The following is a 16788-nucleotide window of genomic DNA, read 5'->3' on the forward strand; positions in this document are numbered from 1 at the left end:
TCGTGTGCAGTCGACCGGAAGGCATTCGATGTCTGCAGAACCGTCGTCCTCCGCCCACCTCGAGGACAGCGAGCATCTCGCCGTCCTCGGGTACGAGGACTCCTTCAACAGGTCCATGACCCTGTGGGCCAACTTCGCCCTGGGCTTCACGTACCTCTCGCCGCTCGTCGGCGTGTACTCCCTGTTCGCGGTGGCGGTGGCCACCGGAGGGCCGCCCTCCATCTGGTGGATCGTGATCGTGGGCGCCGGCCAGTTCCTTGTGTCGCTCGTGTTCGGGGAGGTGGTGTCGCAGTACCCGATCCACGGCGGCATCTACCCGTGGGCACGGCGGTTGTGGGGCCGCCGGTACGCGTGGATGGCGGCCTGGGTCTACATCTGGGCGATGATCGTGACGATCACCGCCGTGGCGTCGTACGGCAGCGGCTTCCTCGCCAGCCTGTTCGGCCTCCCCGTCACCAACGAGGTCACGCTCGGGCTGACGGTGCTGCTGCTGGTGGTGGCGCTCGGTCTCAACTTCACCGGTACCAAGACGCTGGCGACCGTCGCCCGCATCGGCCTCTCCGCCGAGCTGATCGGCGTGATCGCAGTAGGGCTCTACCTGCTGATCTTCCAGCGGAAGCACCCGTTCTCGGTGTTCTTCGACACCATGGGCGTGGAAGGCCACGGGTCCTACCTGGTGGCGTTCCTCGGCGCCGCGCTCGCCGGGTTGTTCCTGTTCTACGGGTTCGAGGCGTGCGGCGACGTCGCCGAGGAGGTCGCCGACCCGGCTCGACGCATCCCCAAGGCCATGATGATGACCATCGTCGTCGGGGGCGTCTCCGCGCTGTTCGCGTTCGGCGGCTACGTGCTGGCAGCGCCCGACCTGGCGAAGATCGTCGCGGGCAAGGACGTCGACCCGATCCCGGAGATCCTACAGTCGACGCTCGGAACGGTCGGGGCGAAGATCTTCCTCGTCGTCGCGGTCACGGCATTCCTGTCCTGCGTGCTGAGCCTGCAGGCGGCAGCGAGCCGGCTGCTGTTCTCGTTCGCCCGCGATGGCATGATCCCCGCCCACCGCTGGCTGGCGAAGGTGTCGCCGCGTACGAAGGTGCCGGTCAACGCTCTGATCGTGGCGTGCAGCATCCCCGTGCTGATCAGCCTGATCGTCTACCTCGGGCCGGCCGGCCTGATCACGCAGGTCACCGCCTTCGCGGTGCTCGGCATCTACGTGGCGTTCCAGTCGGTGGTGCTGGCATCGCTGCGCCAGCGGCTGAAGGGCTGGCGTCCCGCCGGACCGTTCTCGCTGCGCAGGGCGGGGCTCGTCGTCAACATCCTGGCGCTGGCCTACGGGGCGTTCGCGATGCTCCTCCTGGCCTGGCCGACGAACACCGGCAGCTGGTTCAACGACTGGATCGTGCTCATCGGCCTCGGGATCGTCGCCGGCGCGGGACTGCTCTACCTGTTCATCGCCCGCCCGGACCGCCTCTCGACGGCGCCGGAGGGCGACGCCATCCGGGTGGCCCAGCTGCTGCGCGCGCGCCGCGAGGCCCCGAAGGAGACCGCGACCGCCGCGGAGTGAACCAACGAGAAGGGCACGCCGCGCGGCCATCCGGTCGCGCGGCGTGCTCGTCTCCGTCGGAGGGCGACGGCGCCCGATGTCAGGACTCGCGGCGCGGGATGCCGAGCGGGTTTCCGTCGCGCAACTCGGGCGGCAGCACGTCCTGCGGAGCGTCCTGGTAGGCGATCGGGGTCAGCCAGCGACGGATCGCCGTCGCACCGACCGAGGTGTGGATGCTCGCGGTGGTCGCCGGCCACGATCCGCCGTGGTGCTGCGCCCAGCCGATCGCGACACCGGTCGGCCAGCCGTCGAACAGCAGACGTCCCGCGATAGGCGCCACTGCGGCCGCCAGCGCGGTCACATCCTCGCCGGAGCCGCGATGGATCGTCGCGGTGAGCGACGGCTGCAGCGCAGCCAGCACGGCGGGGAGGTCCTGGTCGCGGTACGAGACGAGGACGGTCACCGGGCCGAACCGCTCCTGGAGGAAGGTCTCCGGCTCGGCGAGGAACGCCGCCGCGTCCGTCAGCACGACCGCCGGCACCGAGGCGCCCGGCTCGTCTCGGCCGAGCAGCACCGTCGCGTCGTCGTCGGCGCCGAACAGCTCCAGCGCCTCGGCGTACGCAGCGCTCATCCCATCGGTCAGCTGGCGGGAGGCCGGGGCCGAGCCGAGCGCGGCGCTCACGGCGTCGTCGACGCCCTCCCCGGACGGAGCGAAGACGAGACCGGGCTTGGTGCAGTACTGCCCGGCGTCCCGCGTGAACGAGCCGACGAGTCCCGTGCCGATGTCGGTGGCGCGCTCCCGGGCGGCGGCGCGTGTCACGATCACCGGGTTGATGCTGCCGAGCTCGCCGTAGAACGGGATCGGGTCGGGCCGGGAGGCCGCGAGGTCGAACAGGGCGCGGCCGCCGCGCTCCGAACCGGTGAACCCGGAGGCACGCACGGCGGGATGCTGCACGAGCGCCATGCCGGCCTCCATGCCCTCCACGAGCGCGAACCAGCCGCGGGGGAGCACGCCGAGCGCGAGCTCCGCCGTCCGCCGGGACAGCCGCGGGTGGCCCGGGTGCGCCTTGACGATCACCGGGCTGCCCGCGGCCAGGGCCGAGGCGGTGTCGTTGCCGAGCACGGAGAACGCGAAGGGGAAGTTGGACGACGTGTAGACGGCCACGGGTCCGACCGGTCGCAGCATGCGCCGCAGGTCGGGCCGCGGCGGGATCAGCGCGGGGTCGGGGGAGTCGATCGTCGCCTCCAGGTACCCGCCCTCGCGCGCGACACCGGCGAAGAAGCGCAACTGAGCGGCGGTGCGGGTGACCTCGCCGTCGAGCCGCGCCTCCGACAGGTGGGTCTCCTCGGCCGCCAGCGCGACCAGGGCGGCGCGATCGGCCTCCAGGGCGTCGGCGAGCGCCTCCAGCCATTCCGCGCGCTCGGCGCGAGTGGTCGGGAGGTTCGCGGCGGAGGCGGCAGCGGTGGCCGCCGCGTCGACGGTGACAGCAGGGGCCACGGGAGCGGCGCTGGTGGTCTCGGCCATCAGAACGCCGCCATCCCCGTGAGAGCGCGCCCGAGCACGAGGGTGTGGATCTCGTCGGTGCCCTCGTACGTGCGCACCGACTCCAGGTTGGCCATGTGCCGCATCACGGGGAACGCATCGGTGATGCCGTCCCCGCCGAGGATGGTGCGGGCCTCCCGCGCGATCGCGAGCGCCTCCCGGACGCTGTTGAGCTTGCCGACGCTGATCTGCGTCGGCGTCAGCCGGCCGGCCTCCTTGAGCCGCCCCAGATGCAGGGCCAGCAGCATGCCCTTCTCGTACTCCACGAGCATGTCCGCGAGCTTCTGCTGGATCAGCTGCGTCGCCCCGATCGGCCGACCGAAGACCTCCCGTGTGGTCGCGCGCTCGATGGACACCTCCAGGCACGCCCGCGCGGCGCCCATCGCACCCCAGACGATGCCGTAGCGCGCCTCGTTGAGGCACGAGAACGGGCCGGAGAGCCCGCGCGCACCCGGCAGCATGGCCGACCCGGGAATCCGTACGTCGTCGAGGGCGATGTCGCACTGCACCGACGCGCGCATCGACAGCTTCCCGTCGATCGGCGTAGCGGTGAAACCCGGGGTGGTCGTGGGGACAACGAAACCCCGCACGCCCTCGTCCGTCGCCGCCCAGACGACGGCGACATCGGCGAGCGACGCCAGCCCGATCCACCGCTTCGCACCAGAGATCACCCAGTCGTCTCCCTCGCGACGCGCGCGGGTGGACATGGCCGCGGGGTCGCTGCCGCCCTGCGGCTCGGTGAGCGCGAAGCACCCGATGCGCTCGCCGCGGGCCATCGGCGCGAGCCACTCGGCTTTCTGCTCGTCGGAGCCGAACTTGGAGATCGCGCTCATGGCCAGCGAGCCCTGCACGGAGACGAAGGTGCGCCAGCCGCTGTCGACGGCCTCCAGCTCGTGGCAGACCAGACCGTACGCGACCGCGCCGGCGCCGGCGCAACCGGGGTCCTTCAGGTGCATGCCGAGCACGCCGAGGGCGCCCAGCTCGGCGACGAGCTCCTTGCGGAAGTGCTTGTCCTCGAAGTCCTGGGCTATCACCGGGGCGATCCGCTCGGCGGCGAACCGGCGCGCGTCGTCGCGCCAGCGCAGTTCCTCCGCGGTGAAGAGGTGGTCGATGCTGAAGGCGTCGTCGAGTGCGGCGGAGGCGGAGGTCATGGAGCGGTCCTTTCAGGGCGGGCGGCGACAGCGTCCGCCCACGCGGGGTCGTGCTCGCCGAGCAGGGGCGGCGGCGTGCGGTGCGCGGCGGGTGCCGTGTCGAGGTGGATGGGGGTCGCGGGCTGGCGTGAGGTGCGTCCGGTGGCCTGGTCAACGGTCGTCGTCACCAGGTCGAGGCCGAGGGAGGCCGCGAAGGCGAAGGCCTCCGCGACGCTGTTGACGAGACCGGACGGGACCCGTGCCGCGCCGAGGTCGGCGACCCAGTCGGCCGCGTCGCGCCGGGCGAGGGCGGGCTCCAGGAGGGCGCGGAGCTCGTGGCGGTTGCGCACGCGCTCCTCGTTGGTCGCGAACCGGGGATCGGCCGAGAGCCCCGGGAGGCCGAGTGCGGCCGCGAAAGCCGCGAACTGGCGGTCGTTTCCCACCGCGACGACGAGTTCGCGGTCGGCCGCGCGGAACGATTCGTACGGCGCGATGCTCGGGTGCGCGTTTCCGAGCCGCGCGGGGGAGCGGCCGGTGGCCAGCGTGCTCGACGCCTGGTTGGTAAGCGCCGCGAGCAGCGAGCCGAGGAGGTCGACGTCGACGCGCGAGCCGCGCCCGGTGCGGTCGCGCTCGCGCAGGGCGAGCAGGATGCCCGCGAGCGCGCTCTGGCCCGTCAGCACGTCCACCAGCGCGACGCCCACCTTGCTGGGCTCGCCGTCGGCCGGTCCGGTGATGCTCATCAGGCCGCCGACGGCCTGGACGAGGAGGTCGTACCCGGGGAGGGCGGCGCCGGCCTCGCGCCCGAAACCGGTGATCGAGCAGTAGATCAGTCCGGGGTTGGCCGCACGCAGGCTCTGCTCGTCGAGACCGAACCGCTCCATGACCCCCGGCCGGAAGTTCTCGACGAGCACGTCGGCCGACTCGGCGAGCGAGCGGGCGGCGGCGAGGCCCTCCGGTGCGGCCAGGTCGCACACGACCGAGCGCTTGTTGCGGTTGACGGCCCCGAAGTAGGTGGACTCGCCGGCGTCGTCGACAGGGGGCCGCCACGCCCGGGTGTCGTCACCGGCCGGGCTCTCGATCTTGACGACGTCGGCGCCGAAGTCGGCGAGCATCATCGTGGCGTAGGGGCCGGCCAGAACGCGGGAGAAGTCGGCGACGCGCACTCCGGACAGGATTCCGTCGGTCATGGTTCGCTCCTTCGCTCGCAAATTCATCCTATACCGAATGATTTGGGCGCGTTATCGTGGTGGCGTGACCACCTCCTCCCGCGATGCTGCACGAACGACGCGGCCGGCGCCAGGGGCGCGCGACGCCGTGTTCGCGCAGCTCTCGGACGCCGGGCGGGCCGAACAGGTCGCACGCCGCCTCGCCGACGCGATCGTGCTCGGAGTGCTCACCCCGGGGGAGCGCCTGCCCAGCGAGTCCGATCTGGCGAAGCGGTTCGGCGTCGCGCTGGTGACCGCGCGGGAGGGCCTCGGGATGCTGCGCGAGGCCGGCCTCGTCGAGACGCGCCGAGGCCGGGACGGCGGCAGTTTCGTCGTGCACCCCGGCGACGCCGACGAGACGATGCTGGCGACGCGACTCCGCGGCTTCTCGCAGGTGGAGCTCAGCGACCTCGCCGTCTACGTCACGGCGATCGCCGCGGGCTGCGCCGACCGGGCGGCCGAGCGTTCGACGCCGGCCGACGACGCGCGGCTGGCCGCCTGGCTCGCCGCAGCGGACTTCAGCGAGCCGGCGGAAGCGCGCCGCAGCGCGGGCGGCTTCCTCCTGGAGCTCGCGGTGCTCAGCCAGTCGACGCGGCTGGTGCGAGAGCAGATCCGGTTGCAGGCCGAGTTCGGCCCGCTGCTGTGGCTCGGGATGCGCGACCCCGCACTGCGGGAGGGCGCGGCGGCCTCCGCACGGGCGATCGCCGACGCCGTCGCCGCGAGCGATGCCGCGGGTGCGCGCGCCGAGGTCACCGCACAGCTGGGTCGTGTGGCGCGCTGGCTGCTGGCAGCGAAGGCGCGCATCGAGACAGGAGGGACGATCGATGGCTGAGACCCTCGTCGCCGAGCGGAGCGAGCAGCTAGCCGGTGCCGCCGAGCGGGTGAGCGCCCTGTTCGCGCAGCTCCAGGAGCAGCTCGCCGGCTGGCGGGACGCGATCCTCGCCGATCAGGGCGCGGAGGGGATGCCCGCGGCCGAGGTCGACGACCTCGTCGAGCGGCTGGTGGTCCCCGCACTGCGCGAGGACGATCCCGTGCTCGTCGGCGCCGGATTCGTCGCCGCCCCGGAGTTCACGGGGCGCGACGACCTCCACTTCGCCTGGTGGCTCGGGCCGCTCGACGAGAACCCCCTGACCGGTGCGACGACCGAGCCGAGCCGGCTGGATCTGGCCTCGCGGTCGTACTCGGACTACCTGCGCGACTTCCGCTCGCTGGAGTGGTACAGCATCCCGCGTTCGACCCATCGGACGCACATCACCGGGCCCTACGTCGACCACCTCTGCGCGTGCGACTACATCGTCACGGTCACCTCGCCGGTCGAGCGCGACGGGAGGCTGCTCGGAGTCGTCGGCGTCGATGTCTACGTGCGGCGGCTGGAGCGGGAGCTGCTGCCCGCGATGCTGGCCGTCGGCCGACCGGTCATCCTGGTCAACGAGTGGGGACGCGTGATGGTGTCGACCGACCCGTCGGTGCTCGTCGGCGATGTCGCCGAGGCTCCGGAGGGTGAGCGGGCGGGCGTGCTCCGGTGCGAGGGGACGCCGTTCCGGCTGGTCGCCGCTGCACAGCCCTCCTGACTCGGCGACTACACTCGTTGCGTACTCACGTCCTACATCGGGGAACATCCCCCGGTCCGTCGCAGACCAGGAGGAACCCGAGTGGCTCCCGGCTTCACGCGGTACGCACCGACCGCCGGCCCCTCGCGCTGGCTCCTGATCGCCGGCCGGCGCTTCGTCGCGTGCGTCGAGAGCACGGCCGCCGACAGCATCGTCGACGCGGTGTGGTGGCTGGCCGAGTCCGATCTCGCGACGATCGAGTCGGTCGTCGGCGCTTTCCCGTTGGCCGGTCCGGACAGCGTGCGCTCGTTCGTCGTGGCGGAGCTCGGGGAGGCGAACGACCAGGGCGAGATCGTCGTGACCGCGGTCGTCCGCGGGTCCGCGGCCCTCGACGTCTTCTCGGTCGGCGGCGCCCGGAGGTTCGGCTCCGGCGGTGTGCAGCCCTGGGTGCTCGCCGAGTTCCGCAACGTGACCGGACTCGTGCTCGGCGGGGAGGACCTGGTGACCGGTCCGGTCGCCCGGCTCGCGGTCGGCTCGCTGCCGATCGGTCTCGGCGTGGTGGACGGCGAGCTGCTGACCTGGTCGAGCAACCCGATCGAGCGGGTGGAGCGCACCGCAGAGCGGGCCGAGCCGGGCGGCGGCGACCGCCCCGATGGCGCTGGTCCGGCCGCAGTCGCACCGGTCGGCGGCGACGGAGCCGTCGACGAGACGATCATCCGCGACCGGCCCCGCAGCTCCAGCCTGTTCTCCAGGCACGAGACACCCGCCGAACTCGCCGAGTCGCCCGAGGCGGAGCCGGTGGTCCAGCGGGTTCCCGTCGCACACGAGCTCCCTGGCGCTGTCGACATCGAGGAGCCGGGGACGGCGACCGAGCAACCGCCGCTCGTCGGGTCGCGCGACACGCCCGGTGCCGGCACCGGCACCGCGAAGTCCGTGGGCCGGCCGGAGGGCGAGCCCACCGAGCAGGAGGCGGCGCCGCTGCACTTCGCCGTGCGCGTCGGACCGGGGGACAGCATCGACCTCGACGCACCGATCGTTGTGGGCCGCAGGCCCTCGCCGCAGCGGGTGGACTCCGGCGTTCTCCCGCGCCTGATCACCGTGCCCTCGCCCGAGCAGGAGGTCTCCTCGACCCATGTGCGCATCGAGCAGTCGGGGGACGCCGTGGTCGTGACCGACCTCCGCTCGACCAATGGCACCGTGGTCGTCCGCCCCGGCGGAGCCTCCGCTCGCCTGCGGCCCGGCGAATCGACCGTCGTGCTGCCCGGCACCGTTGTGCGGATCGGCGACGGTAATATCATCGAGATCACCGCCGTCCCGGCCGACGGCCCTCAGGGACCACCTCGGCCGGCGTCGGAGGCGGACCGTCGAGAAGAAGGACGCGAGTGACCCAAATCGGTCGCACCAACCGTCGCCACACCGTGGTGGTTCCGGGGGGTGCCGATGCGCGCATCAGCCTCGGCTGGGCGGCGCTCAGCGACACCGGGTACCGCCGGAGCGTCAACGAGGACAGCCTCCTCGCCCGTTCGCCGATCTTCGCGGTGGCCGACGGCATGGGAGGCCACACGGCGGGCGACTTCGCCAGCACCGCGGTCGTGACCCGGCTGGCCGAGAAGGTCCGCACCGACTTCGTGACGGAGACGTCTCTGACCGACGCGCTGCGCGATGCCGTCGGAGACATGACCCGCGGCGTCGGCCAGACGGACCTCGGCACGGGCACGACCGTGACCGGCATCGCTCTGACACTGGTCGAGGGCGCGCCGTACTGGCTCGTGTTCAACATCGGCGACTCGCGCGTCTACAGCTTCCGCGACGGCACGCTCGAGCAGCTGACCGTCGATCACTCGATCGTGCAAGAACTCCTCGACGCGGGTGCGATCACCCCCGAGGAGGCCGAGGTCCACCCGCACAGCAACGTCATCACGCGCGCCGTCGGGTTCAACGAAGACCCGGTGCCGGACTACTTCCTCTTCCCGATCGTGGCCGGCTCCCGGTTGCTCGTGTGCTCCGACGGACTGACCAAGGAGCTCACCGAGCACGGCATCCGCTACTTCCTCGGCGAGGGCAGCTCTCCGCTGGATGCCGCGCAACAGCTGATGGACGCGGCGCTCGGCAACGGCGGGCGCGACAATGTGACCGTGGTCGTCGTCGACGTCCTGGCGACGCCGGAGAGCGGCGTGCACCGCGAGGGCTTCCCGCGGAGGGCGGCGAGGAGGCACTGACCCGACGCGGCGGCGCCGACGGGCTCTCGCGCGGGTGTCCTCCACAGGTCCGACGGCGCGCCGAAGTGCCCCCCGAGTTGGGGGTAATCGAGTTGTCCCCAGTGCGGGTCCCGGCCCCCTGACCGCCTCCGCCTGCTGCCTACAATTGGGAAACGCCTTCGCCGCCGCGATCGCGTACGGCCGAAGACGGGAGGAGCTGCTTGGCTCGGCGCTTGCCTTCACAGCCGCCGAACCTGCCTGGCTTCTCGTATGTCAGGGTGCTCGGTTCGGGCGGCTTCGCCGACGTGTTCCTCTACGAACAGAACATGCCGCGCCGTCAGGTCGCGGTCAAGGTCATGCTCGCGGAGGTCGTGACCAGCCAGGTCAAGCAGATGTTCCAGGCCGAGGCCAACCTGATGGCTCAGCTCAGCACCCACCCGTCGATCCTGACGGTCTATCAGGCGAGCGTCTCGAGCGACGGCCGTCCTTATCTCGTGATGGAGCTCTGCTCGTCGGCGATCGGCCAGCGCTACCGCTCCGAACCGCTTCCGGTTCCCGAAGTGCTGAGCATCGGCGTCCGCATCGCGAGCGCGGTCGAGACGGCGCATCGTGCCGGAGTGCTGCACCGCGACATCAAGCCGTCCAACATCCTCACCACGGCCTACGGCCACCCGGTGCTGAGCGATTTCGGCATCGCCGCGACGCTCAGCGAGGCCGACGTCACCGAGGCGATCGGGCTGTCGATCCCGTGGTCGGCACCCGAGGTGCTGCTCGACGAGACCAGCGGCGCGATCGCGAGCGAGGTCTGGTCCCTCGGCGCGACGATCTACTCGCTGCTGGCCGGCCGGTCGCCGTTCGAGCAGCCGGGCAAAGAGAACACGTCCGCCGAGCTGATCCAGCGCATCACCAAGGGCCGCCCCCAGCCCATCGGCCGCGCGGACGTACCGCCGCGGCTCGAGCAGATCCTGATGCGCTCGATGTCGCGCAAGCCGTCGGCGCGTCAGCGCAGCGCGCTCGAGCTGATCCGCGAGCTGCAGTCGGTGGAGGCCGAGCTCGGGCTGCCGCAGACGCCCATCGAAGTCGCCATGGACGACTGGGCCCTCGCCACGGCCGACGACCCGGAGGAACGCACCAGGGTCAAAGGCGTCGTCGCCGTCGATCCCGGCTCGTTGCGCCGACGGCGCAGAGCGCAGGCCGTCGCCGCCGCGACGACCACGCGGGCACCGACGCGCACGATGGTGCGCGAGAGCATCGGCAGCTCCCCGACCTCGCCGCCTGCCGCGCCGTCCCGGGTGTCCAGAGCCCTCATCGCCGCGTTGGTCGCCTGCGCACTGCTGGTGGTGGTGCTCGGCGTGACCGCCGCGGTGGTGCTCGTGCGCGCGAGCGCGGCGAACGACATCCCGACCGTCCGCGACCTGAGCGGGCGCGTCGCGGAGGGCACCATCGTCTTCAGCTGGACCGATCCGGGCATCGAGAGCGGTGACAGCTACCAGGTCACCGTCGACGACCAGCCGCCGAGCAGCCAGCGCGCCACGGAGTTCCGCGTCGATGCGAAGCCGGGTCAGACGGTGTGCGTCACCGTCACGGTGAACCGCGACGGCAAGACGGGATCGCCGAGCGGGCAGAAGTGCGTGCAGAGGACCGCATCGCCATGATCCGGTCGTGGCTGCTCGCCCACAAGTCGATCGCCGCGACGGCGCTCAGCGGAACCGTCGTCGCCGCTCTGGTGACGACGCTCGCCGTGGTGTCGGGAGGCTACAGCGCGCAGCACCTCCAGCTCAACGACGCGGCGGTGTGGGTGGCCAGCGACGCGAAGAAGGCCCTGGGCCGCGCCAACACCCAGATCGACGCGCTGAACTCGATCGTGGCGGGCACCGGCGAGGCGCTCGACGTCGTGCAGGACGGCCAGAACGTGCTGCTGCTCGACAAGGAGGCGAACACCGCGGCGGTCGTCGACCCCGCGACGGCCGAGGCGGGCAAGTCGGTGGCGCTGCCGCCGCGGTCGCCGCAGGTGGCCGTCTCCGGCGACCACGTGGCCATGCTGTCCCAGACGACCGGTCAGCTGTGGCTGACGTCGGTCGCTCAGCTCGAGCAGTTCAACTCCGGGTCGGCGGCGACGATGGACCTGGGCGGCCGCGCGGTCGCGGCGATGGACCCGTCCGGCGTGCTGTTCGTCTACCAACCGGGAACGCGCAATCTGGTGCGCGTCGACCTCAGCGGCGAGCAGCCGGCCAGCTCGACCGAGAAGGTGCCCTCGCGTGGCGACGGCACGCACGTCCAGATCACGTCGGCGGGCGGGCGCTGGGCGATGTTCGACCCGGACGACAAGACGCTGTGGACCTCCGCCGGCGCCGTGAGCCTGTCCCGGGTGCTCGGCGGCGACTCCGACGCGATCGTGCAGCAGCCGTCGGCCGACGGCACTGCGGTTTGGATTTCCACCTCGTCCGGGCTCGTCCGGGTGCCGCTCGACGGCTCCGCCCCGACGCGCGTGCTCGGCACCGTGTCGGGTGCGCCGGCGGCTCCGGTGGCGCTCGCCGGCTGCGTGTACGCAGCCTGGAACTCGGGTGAGACATGGCGCAGCTGTACCTCGTCGGCGGCGGGGACGCGCAGCACGCTGAGCCAGGTGCCCGCGAACGCGGTGCTGTCGTTCCGTGTGAACCGCGACCGCGTCGTCCTCAACGACGCGCGCTCCGGCGTCTCGTGGGCGGTGCAGTCGGGCAACGCCAGGATCGACAACTGGGACGAGCTGGTCTCCAAGAAGACCACCCAGGAGCTCGTGGACCAGTCCAAGCAGGACACGGCTCCGCAGTACGAGAAGCAGGAGCAGCCCCCCGTCGCCGTCGACGACCAGTTCGGCGCACGCCCAGGGCGCGTCACTCCGCTCCCTGTTCTCCTCAACGACTACGACCCGAACGGCGACGTGCTGGCGATCGACTCGTTCACCGCCATCCCCGCCGAGCAGGGGACCGTCCAGCTGACCAACTCGGATCAGCAACTGCAGATCGCTCTTCCGGCGACGGCGAGCGGATCGATCGCGTTCGACTACACCATCTCCGACGGCCGAGGAGGCACCGCGACGGCGCACGTGACGGTGACGGTCCGAACGCCGAACGAGAACGCGCCTCCTGTCTGCGTGCGCACCGCCAAGGCGGTCGTCCAGGCGGGCGGCCGGGTCACCACCTCCGTTCTCGGCGACTGCTACGACCCTGACGGCGACCCGTTCTTCCTGTCGAGTGCCGCAGTCCCGGGCCCTGACACCGTCACGTTCACTCCGCAGGGCCAGGTCGCCTACTCCGACCACGGCACGGGAGGCGGGCTCAAAGACGTCGCGCTGGCGCTCTCCGACGGGCGCGCGGAGGGCACCGGCCAGCTGGCGGTCACCGTGCAGCCGCCCGGCCAGGTGCCGATCATCGCCGACCCGTTCGCCGTCGTGACCTACCAGGGCCAGGAGACGACGGTCCGGCCGCTCGATCACGTGCGCGGCGGCAACGGGGTCGTCCGGCTGAGCACCGTGCCCTCGAAGGCGGATGCCACGATCACGCCGGACTATCAGGGCGGCACGTTCCGCTTCGAGTCCGACCAGGCCGGCACCCACAACATCGAATACTCGGTGACCGACGGCGTCGTCACGTCGACCGGTACCGTGCGCATCGAGGTGAAGGCTCCTCCCGGCGCCAAGACCACGCCGATCGCGGTGCCGCACACGGCCTTCATCCGCGAGCAGTCGACGCAGGACGTCGACGTGCTGTCGACCGACATCGAGCCGTCCGGCGGCGTGCTGCTGGTGACCGGTGTCACCGATCCCGCGCTGTCGACCGGCATCAAAGTCCAGGTGCTGCAGCAGCGGACGCTGCGCGTCTCGCTGACGCGGCCCCTCACCGAGCCCGTCGACTTCCACTACCGGCTGAGCAACGGTCTGGCCGACACCGAGGGTACGGTCACGGTCGTCCAGCTCCCTCCGCTCACCGTCCACCAGCCGCCGATCGCCGTGCCCGACTCGGTCGCCGTCCGGGTGAACGACGTCGTCGACATCCCGGTGCTGGCCAACGACGTGCAGCCCGACGGCGACAAGCTGACCCTCGATCCGACGCTCGCGACCCCGCTTCCCGCCGGGGCAGGCCTCCTCTTCACGAGCGGGGACCACCTGCGCTTCCTCGCCCCCTCCAAACCGGGCAACTTCACGGCGGCGTACCGCGTCTTCGGTGCGGACGGGCAGTGGGCCACCGCGGAGGTGAGCATCGCCGTCCGCGAGCGCGACGTCGCGACCAACAACCCTCCGGTGCCGAAGACCGTCACCGCTCGCGTGCTCGCCGGCGACACGGTGCGGATCACGATCCCGCTGTCGGGAATCGATCCCGACGGCGACTCCGTGCAGTTCATCGGCCAGGAGACCAATCCGCAGAAGGGCGCCGTCGTGGCGTCGGGCAGCGATTGGATGGACTTCCAGGCAGGGGAGTACGCGGCGGGGACGGACACCTTCACCTACGCCGTCGTCGACGCCCTCGGCGCCCGGGCGACAGGCACGGTCCGCGTCGGGATCGCGCCGCGGGTCGACGGCGCCCGCAATCCCGTCGCCGTCGAGGACGACGTGACGACGCGGCCGGGGCGCACGCTCAGCGTCCAGGTGCTCGCGAACGACTCCGACCCCGACGGCAGTCCGCTGAGCGTGACGGCGGTCACCTCGCTCGACGGCAAGGCGAAGGCCAAGATCCAGGGTGACATCGTGGTGGTCACCGCGCCTCAGCAGGAGGGCGCCTACGGTTTCCTGTACACCATCCAGAACGAACGCGGCGGCACGAGTCAGGCGTTCCTCCGCGTGACCGTGGACAAGAACGCGCCACCAGCGCGTCCGGTGGTGACCGACACGGTGCTCGGCCTGTCCGACATCCTGGGACGCACCACCGTCGATGTGAACGCCCTGTCCAACGTGTTCTTCGCCGACGGCCCCGTCGGGTCCCTGAAACTGTCGATCGTGCCCGGGTACGGCAACACCGCCGAGGTGACCTCGGACAAGCGCATCCGCGTCACGATCACAGCGAAGAGCCAGATCATCCCGTTCAAGGTGGCCAACCCCGACGACGAGTCGTACGTCGGTTACGGCTTCGTGCGGCTCCCGGGCTACGACGACGCCCTCCCGCAGCTCAAGCGCGGCGCGCCGAAGCTCACGGTGGTCAGCGAGAAGACCTTGACGATCCATCTGAACGACTACATCGTGGCCGTCGGCGGCCGCAAGGTGAAGCTGACCGACGCGGCCACGGTGCGGGCGACCCATGCGAACGGCGACGACCTGGTGGTCGGTTCCGACACTCTGCAGTACACATCGTCGAACCGCTACTTCGGACCGGCGAGCATCTCGTTCCAGGTGACGGACGGCAGCAGCGCGAACGATCCGAACGGGAACGTCGCCACCATCGTGCTTCCGATCGAGGTCACGCCCCGCGAGAACCAGCCTCCGGCGTTCACGGGGGCGCTGATCGACTTCGAGCCCGGCCAGTCGAAGACGGTCGACCTCACCAAGCTCACGAGCTATCCCTACGCGAAGGACCAGTCGGAGCTCCAGTACACCATCCAGAACCCGCGGCCGGACGGCGTCTCGCTCTCCCTTTCGGGCCAGAAGCTCACGATCTCGGTCGGAGCCGGCGTGCAGAAGGGGAGCTCACCCTCGATCTCCATCGGGGTCAAGGACGCCGTGAACGCGGGCCAGGCCGGCCGCATCGACCTCAACATCGTGCCGTCGACGCGTCCGTTGGCGAGCCCGCAACCGGATCGGGTCATCGCGCCGCGCGGGCAGACGACGACCGTGGACGTTCTCTCCAACGACGCCGCCACCAACTCGTTCCCCAACAAGCCGCTGCGGGTCCTGGCCGTCCGCGGGCTCGGCGGGGCGCTCCCCGACGGTGTGTCGATCACCCCGAGTTCCGACAACTCGGTGCTGCAGATCTCGGTCTCCAGCACGGCCGCCCCGGCCGACACGACGCTGCAGTATGAGGTCGCCGACGCGACGGACGACCCCGACCGGTACACGTGGGGCACCGTGACCGTGTCCGTGCAGGACCGTCCGGCGCCGGTCTCGAACGTTCAGATCTCGGCGATCGGCGACCGCAGTCTGACGCTCAGCTGGACCCCCGGGGCGTTCAACAACTCGCCGATCACCGGCTTCGAGGTCACGATGAGCAGCGCAGCCTCCGGCGCGGTGCTGAGCACCACCCACTGCACCACGACCGTGTGCGCGGTCACGACACCGGGGAACGGCACTGCGAACGCCGTCGTGCTCTCCGTGCGTGCGCGCAACGCGCTCGGCCTGTCGGACCCGACCGCCTATGTCGAGCCCGTCTGGTCCGATGTCGTGCCCAACGCACCGGCGAACGTCAGCTCGACGCCGTTGAACAACGGCCTCCGGATCACCTGGAACCGGCCGGCGGACGCACCGGGAGCGAGCCCGATCAGCTCGTATCTGATCACGGTCGGCGGCATCACGAACTCGCTGCAGGTGTCGGCGTCCGACAGCGGGAGCTATGCGCTCAACGTGGTCGACGCCTCCATCGCCAACGGCGTGTCGATCGGTTTCACCGTGGCGAGCCGCAACGACTTCTACCAGGGCCGCACGACGTGGAACCAGACCTCCGGCAGTGGAGTGCCCGCCGGCGCGCCGGTGCTGACGGGCACGGCGCCGGTCGCGACGCCGAACAACGCCGACGGCTCCAGCGCCACCCTCACCTGGTCGAACGTGTTCGGCGCGAACGGCAAGGCGATCACCGACTACTACGCCGGTGTCTTCCAGGGCGGCGCGAAGCCGCTCTGCAGCGTGAGCGGAGTGGAGTCGGGCCAGCCCGTCCTCCAGGTCGACCCGACGTCGTCGACGTTCAAACACGTCCAGGGCGACCCGGTGACGTTCACCGGGCTCAGCCCCAACCAGAGCTACAACTTCGTCGTCTACGCCTACAACGGCCAGGGCTGCACGCAGAGCACCGTCGTCTCGGCGACGCAGCGGCTGCAGCCGGGAGCGGTGCGGAACGTGACGATCACCGGACCGGTGCAGAACCTGGTGAACACGTGGGACTTCCAGGCCTCCGTCGACTACCAGAACGGCAGCGGGTCCAGCCCGATCGTCAACTACCAGCTGCTCGGAGACAACGGCGCCGTGGTCGACAGCGGCCAGCTCTCCGGGACGAGTGGGATGGTCGCGGGGGCCGGCGGACCGCACTACGGCATGAACCTCACGCTGAACATCACCAGCATCTGCGAGACGTATCCGGACGGCATGCAGCTCTGCACGGCACAGAACTCCCGGACGCCCATGGGGGCGGCCGTGAGCACCGCCATCGACGGCGCCCGCTACGACGCGGCCACGAGCACGTTCAGCTGGACGGGCTGGCCCACCGGATCGGGCTACACCCTCGTCACGTACAGCTGCGAGAACGGTCCGGAGGCCCCGATGCCACCCGTCGGCCAGACGGCGACCTGCCAGGCGCCGCCCGGTGCTGTGAACCCCTCGCTCACCATCACGGTGCGCGTCGGAGGCGACACGTACTCCACCCCGTATCCGGCCTCAGGCATGCAATGAGCGAGGAACGGCATACTGAGGACGGCGCGCGCACGAGCGCGGCGCTGCTCACGCGACCCGA

At 71.2% G+C, this 16788-nt stretch carries 10 protein-coding genes; 7 read left to right on the plus strand and 3 right to left on the minus strand.

What is annotated here, in order from left to right; all coding sequences use genetic code 11:
- Positions 1–28 precede the first annotated feature (28 nt).
- Complete coding sequence (locus ASF88_RS07615; protein ID WP_055916052.1) at positions 29–1558, plus strand: APC family permease; 1530 nt, start codon at positions 29–31, stop codon at positions 1556–1558.
- 79 nt (positions 1559–1637) lie between these two features.
- Here ASF88_RS07615 and ASF88_RS07620 read toward each other — a convergent pair whose 3' ends face one another.
- The 3 genes from ASF88_RS07620 to ASF88_RS07630 are packed head-to-tail and all read right to left on the minus strand — an operon-like array spanning position 1638 to position 5397.
- Complete coding sequence (locus tag ASF88_RS07620) at positions 1638–3062, minus strand: aldehyde dehydrogenase family protein (protein WP_055916054.1); 1425 nt, start codon at positions 3060–3062, stop codon at positions 1638–1640.
- Complete coding sequence (locus ASF88_RS07625; RefSeq protein ID WP_055916056.1) at positions 3062–4231, minus strand: acyl-CoA dehydrogenase family protein; 1170 nt, start codon at positions 4229–4231, stop codon at positions 3062–3064. The genes ASF88_RS07620 and ASF88_RS07625 overlap by 1 nt, the downstream gene beginning before the upstream one ends.
- Positions 4228–5397 carry a CaiB/BaiF CoA transferase family protein gene (locus ASF88_RS07630; RefSeq protein WP_235493328.1) on the minus strand — a complete coding sequence of 390 codons (1170 nt, stop codon included), beginning with the start codon at positions 5395–5397 and terminating at the stop codon, positions 4228–4230. The genes ASF88_RS07625 and ASF88_RS07630 overlap by 4 nt, the downstream gene beginning before the upstream one ends.
- A 64-nt stretch (positions 5398–5461) precedes the next feature.
- Between ASF88_RS07630 and ASF88_RS07635 the strand changes: the two genes are divergently transcribed.
- The 6 genes from ASF88_RS07635 (at position 5462) to ASF88_RS07660 (ending at position 16727) form a co-directional block, all read left to right on the plus strand.
- A complete protein-coding gene (locus tag ASF88_RS07635; protein WP_055916058.1) occupies positions 5462–6247 on the plus strand; it encodes a FadR/GntR family transcriptional regulator in 786 nt (261 codons plus the stop codon).
- On the plus strand, positions 6240–6986 hold the full coding sequence (locus ASF88_RS07640; RefSeq protein WP_055916059.1) for a cache domain-containing protein: 747 nt from the start codon (positions 6240–6242) through the stop codon (positions 6984–6986). The genes ASF88_RS07635 and ASF88_RS07640 overlap by 8 nt, the downstream gene beginning before the upstream one ends.
- A gap of 81 nt (positions 6987–7067) precedes the next feature.
- The gene (locus tag ASF88_RS07645) at positions 7068–8351 is read left to right on the plus strand and encodes an FHA domain-containing protein (RefSeq protein WP_082518795.1); all 1284 of its coding nucleotides are present in this window, start codon (positions 7068–7070) and stop codon (positions 8349–8351) included.
- The gene (locus ASF88_RS07650) at positions 8348–9184 is read left to right on the plus strand and encodes a PP2C family protein-serine/threonine phosphatase (protein ID WP_055916061.1); all 837 of its coding nucleotides are present in this window, start codon (positions 8348–8350) and stop codon (positions 9182–9184) included. Before ASF88_RS07645 ends, ASF88_RS07650 begins: the two co-directional genes overlap by 4 nt.
- A 212-nt stretch (positions 9185–9396) precedes the next feature.
- Entirely contained in the window at positions 9397–10818 is a 1422-nt protein-coding gene (locus tag ASF88_RS07655; protein WP_235493329.1) for a serine/threonine-protein kinase, read from the plus strand.
- A complete protein-coding gene (locus ASF88_RS07660) occupies positions 10791–16727 on the plus strand; it encodes an Ig-like domain-containing protein (protein WP_235493330.1) in 5937 nt (1978 codons plus the stop codon). Before ASF88_RS07655 ends, ASF88_RS07660 begins: the two co-directional genes overlap by 28 nt.
- Positions 16728–16788 lie beyond the last annotated feature (61 nt).

Origin of the sequence: Leifsonia sp. Leaf336, assembly GCF_001423695.1 — a bacterium.
Lineage (GTDB): Bacteria > Actinomycetota > Actinomycetes > Actinomycetales > Microbacteriaceae > Leifsonia.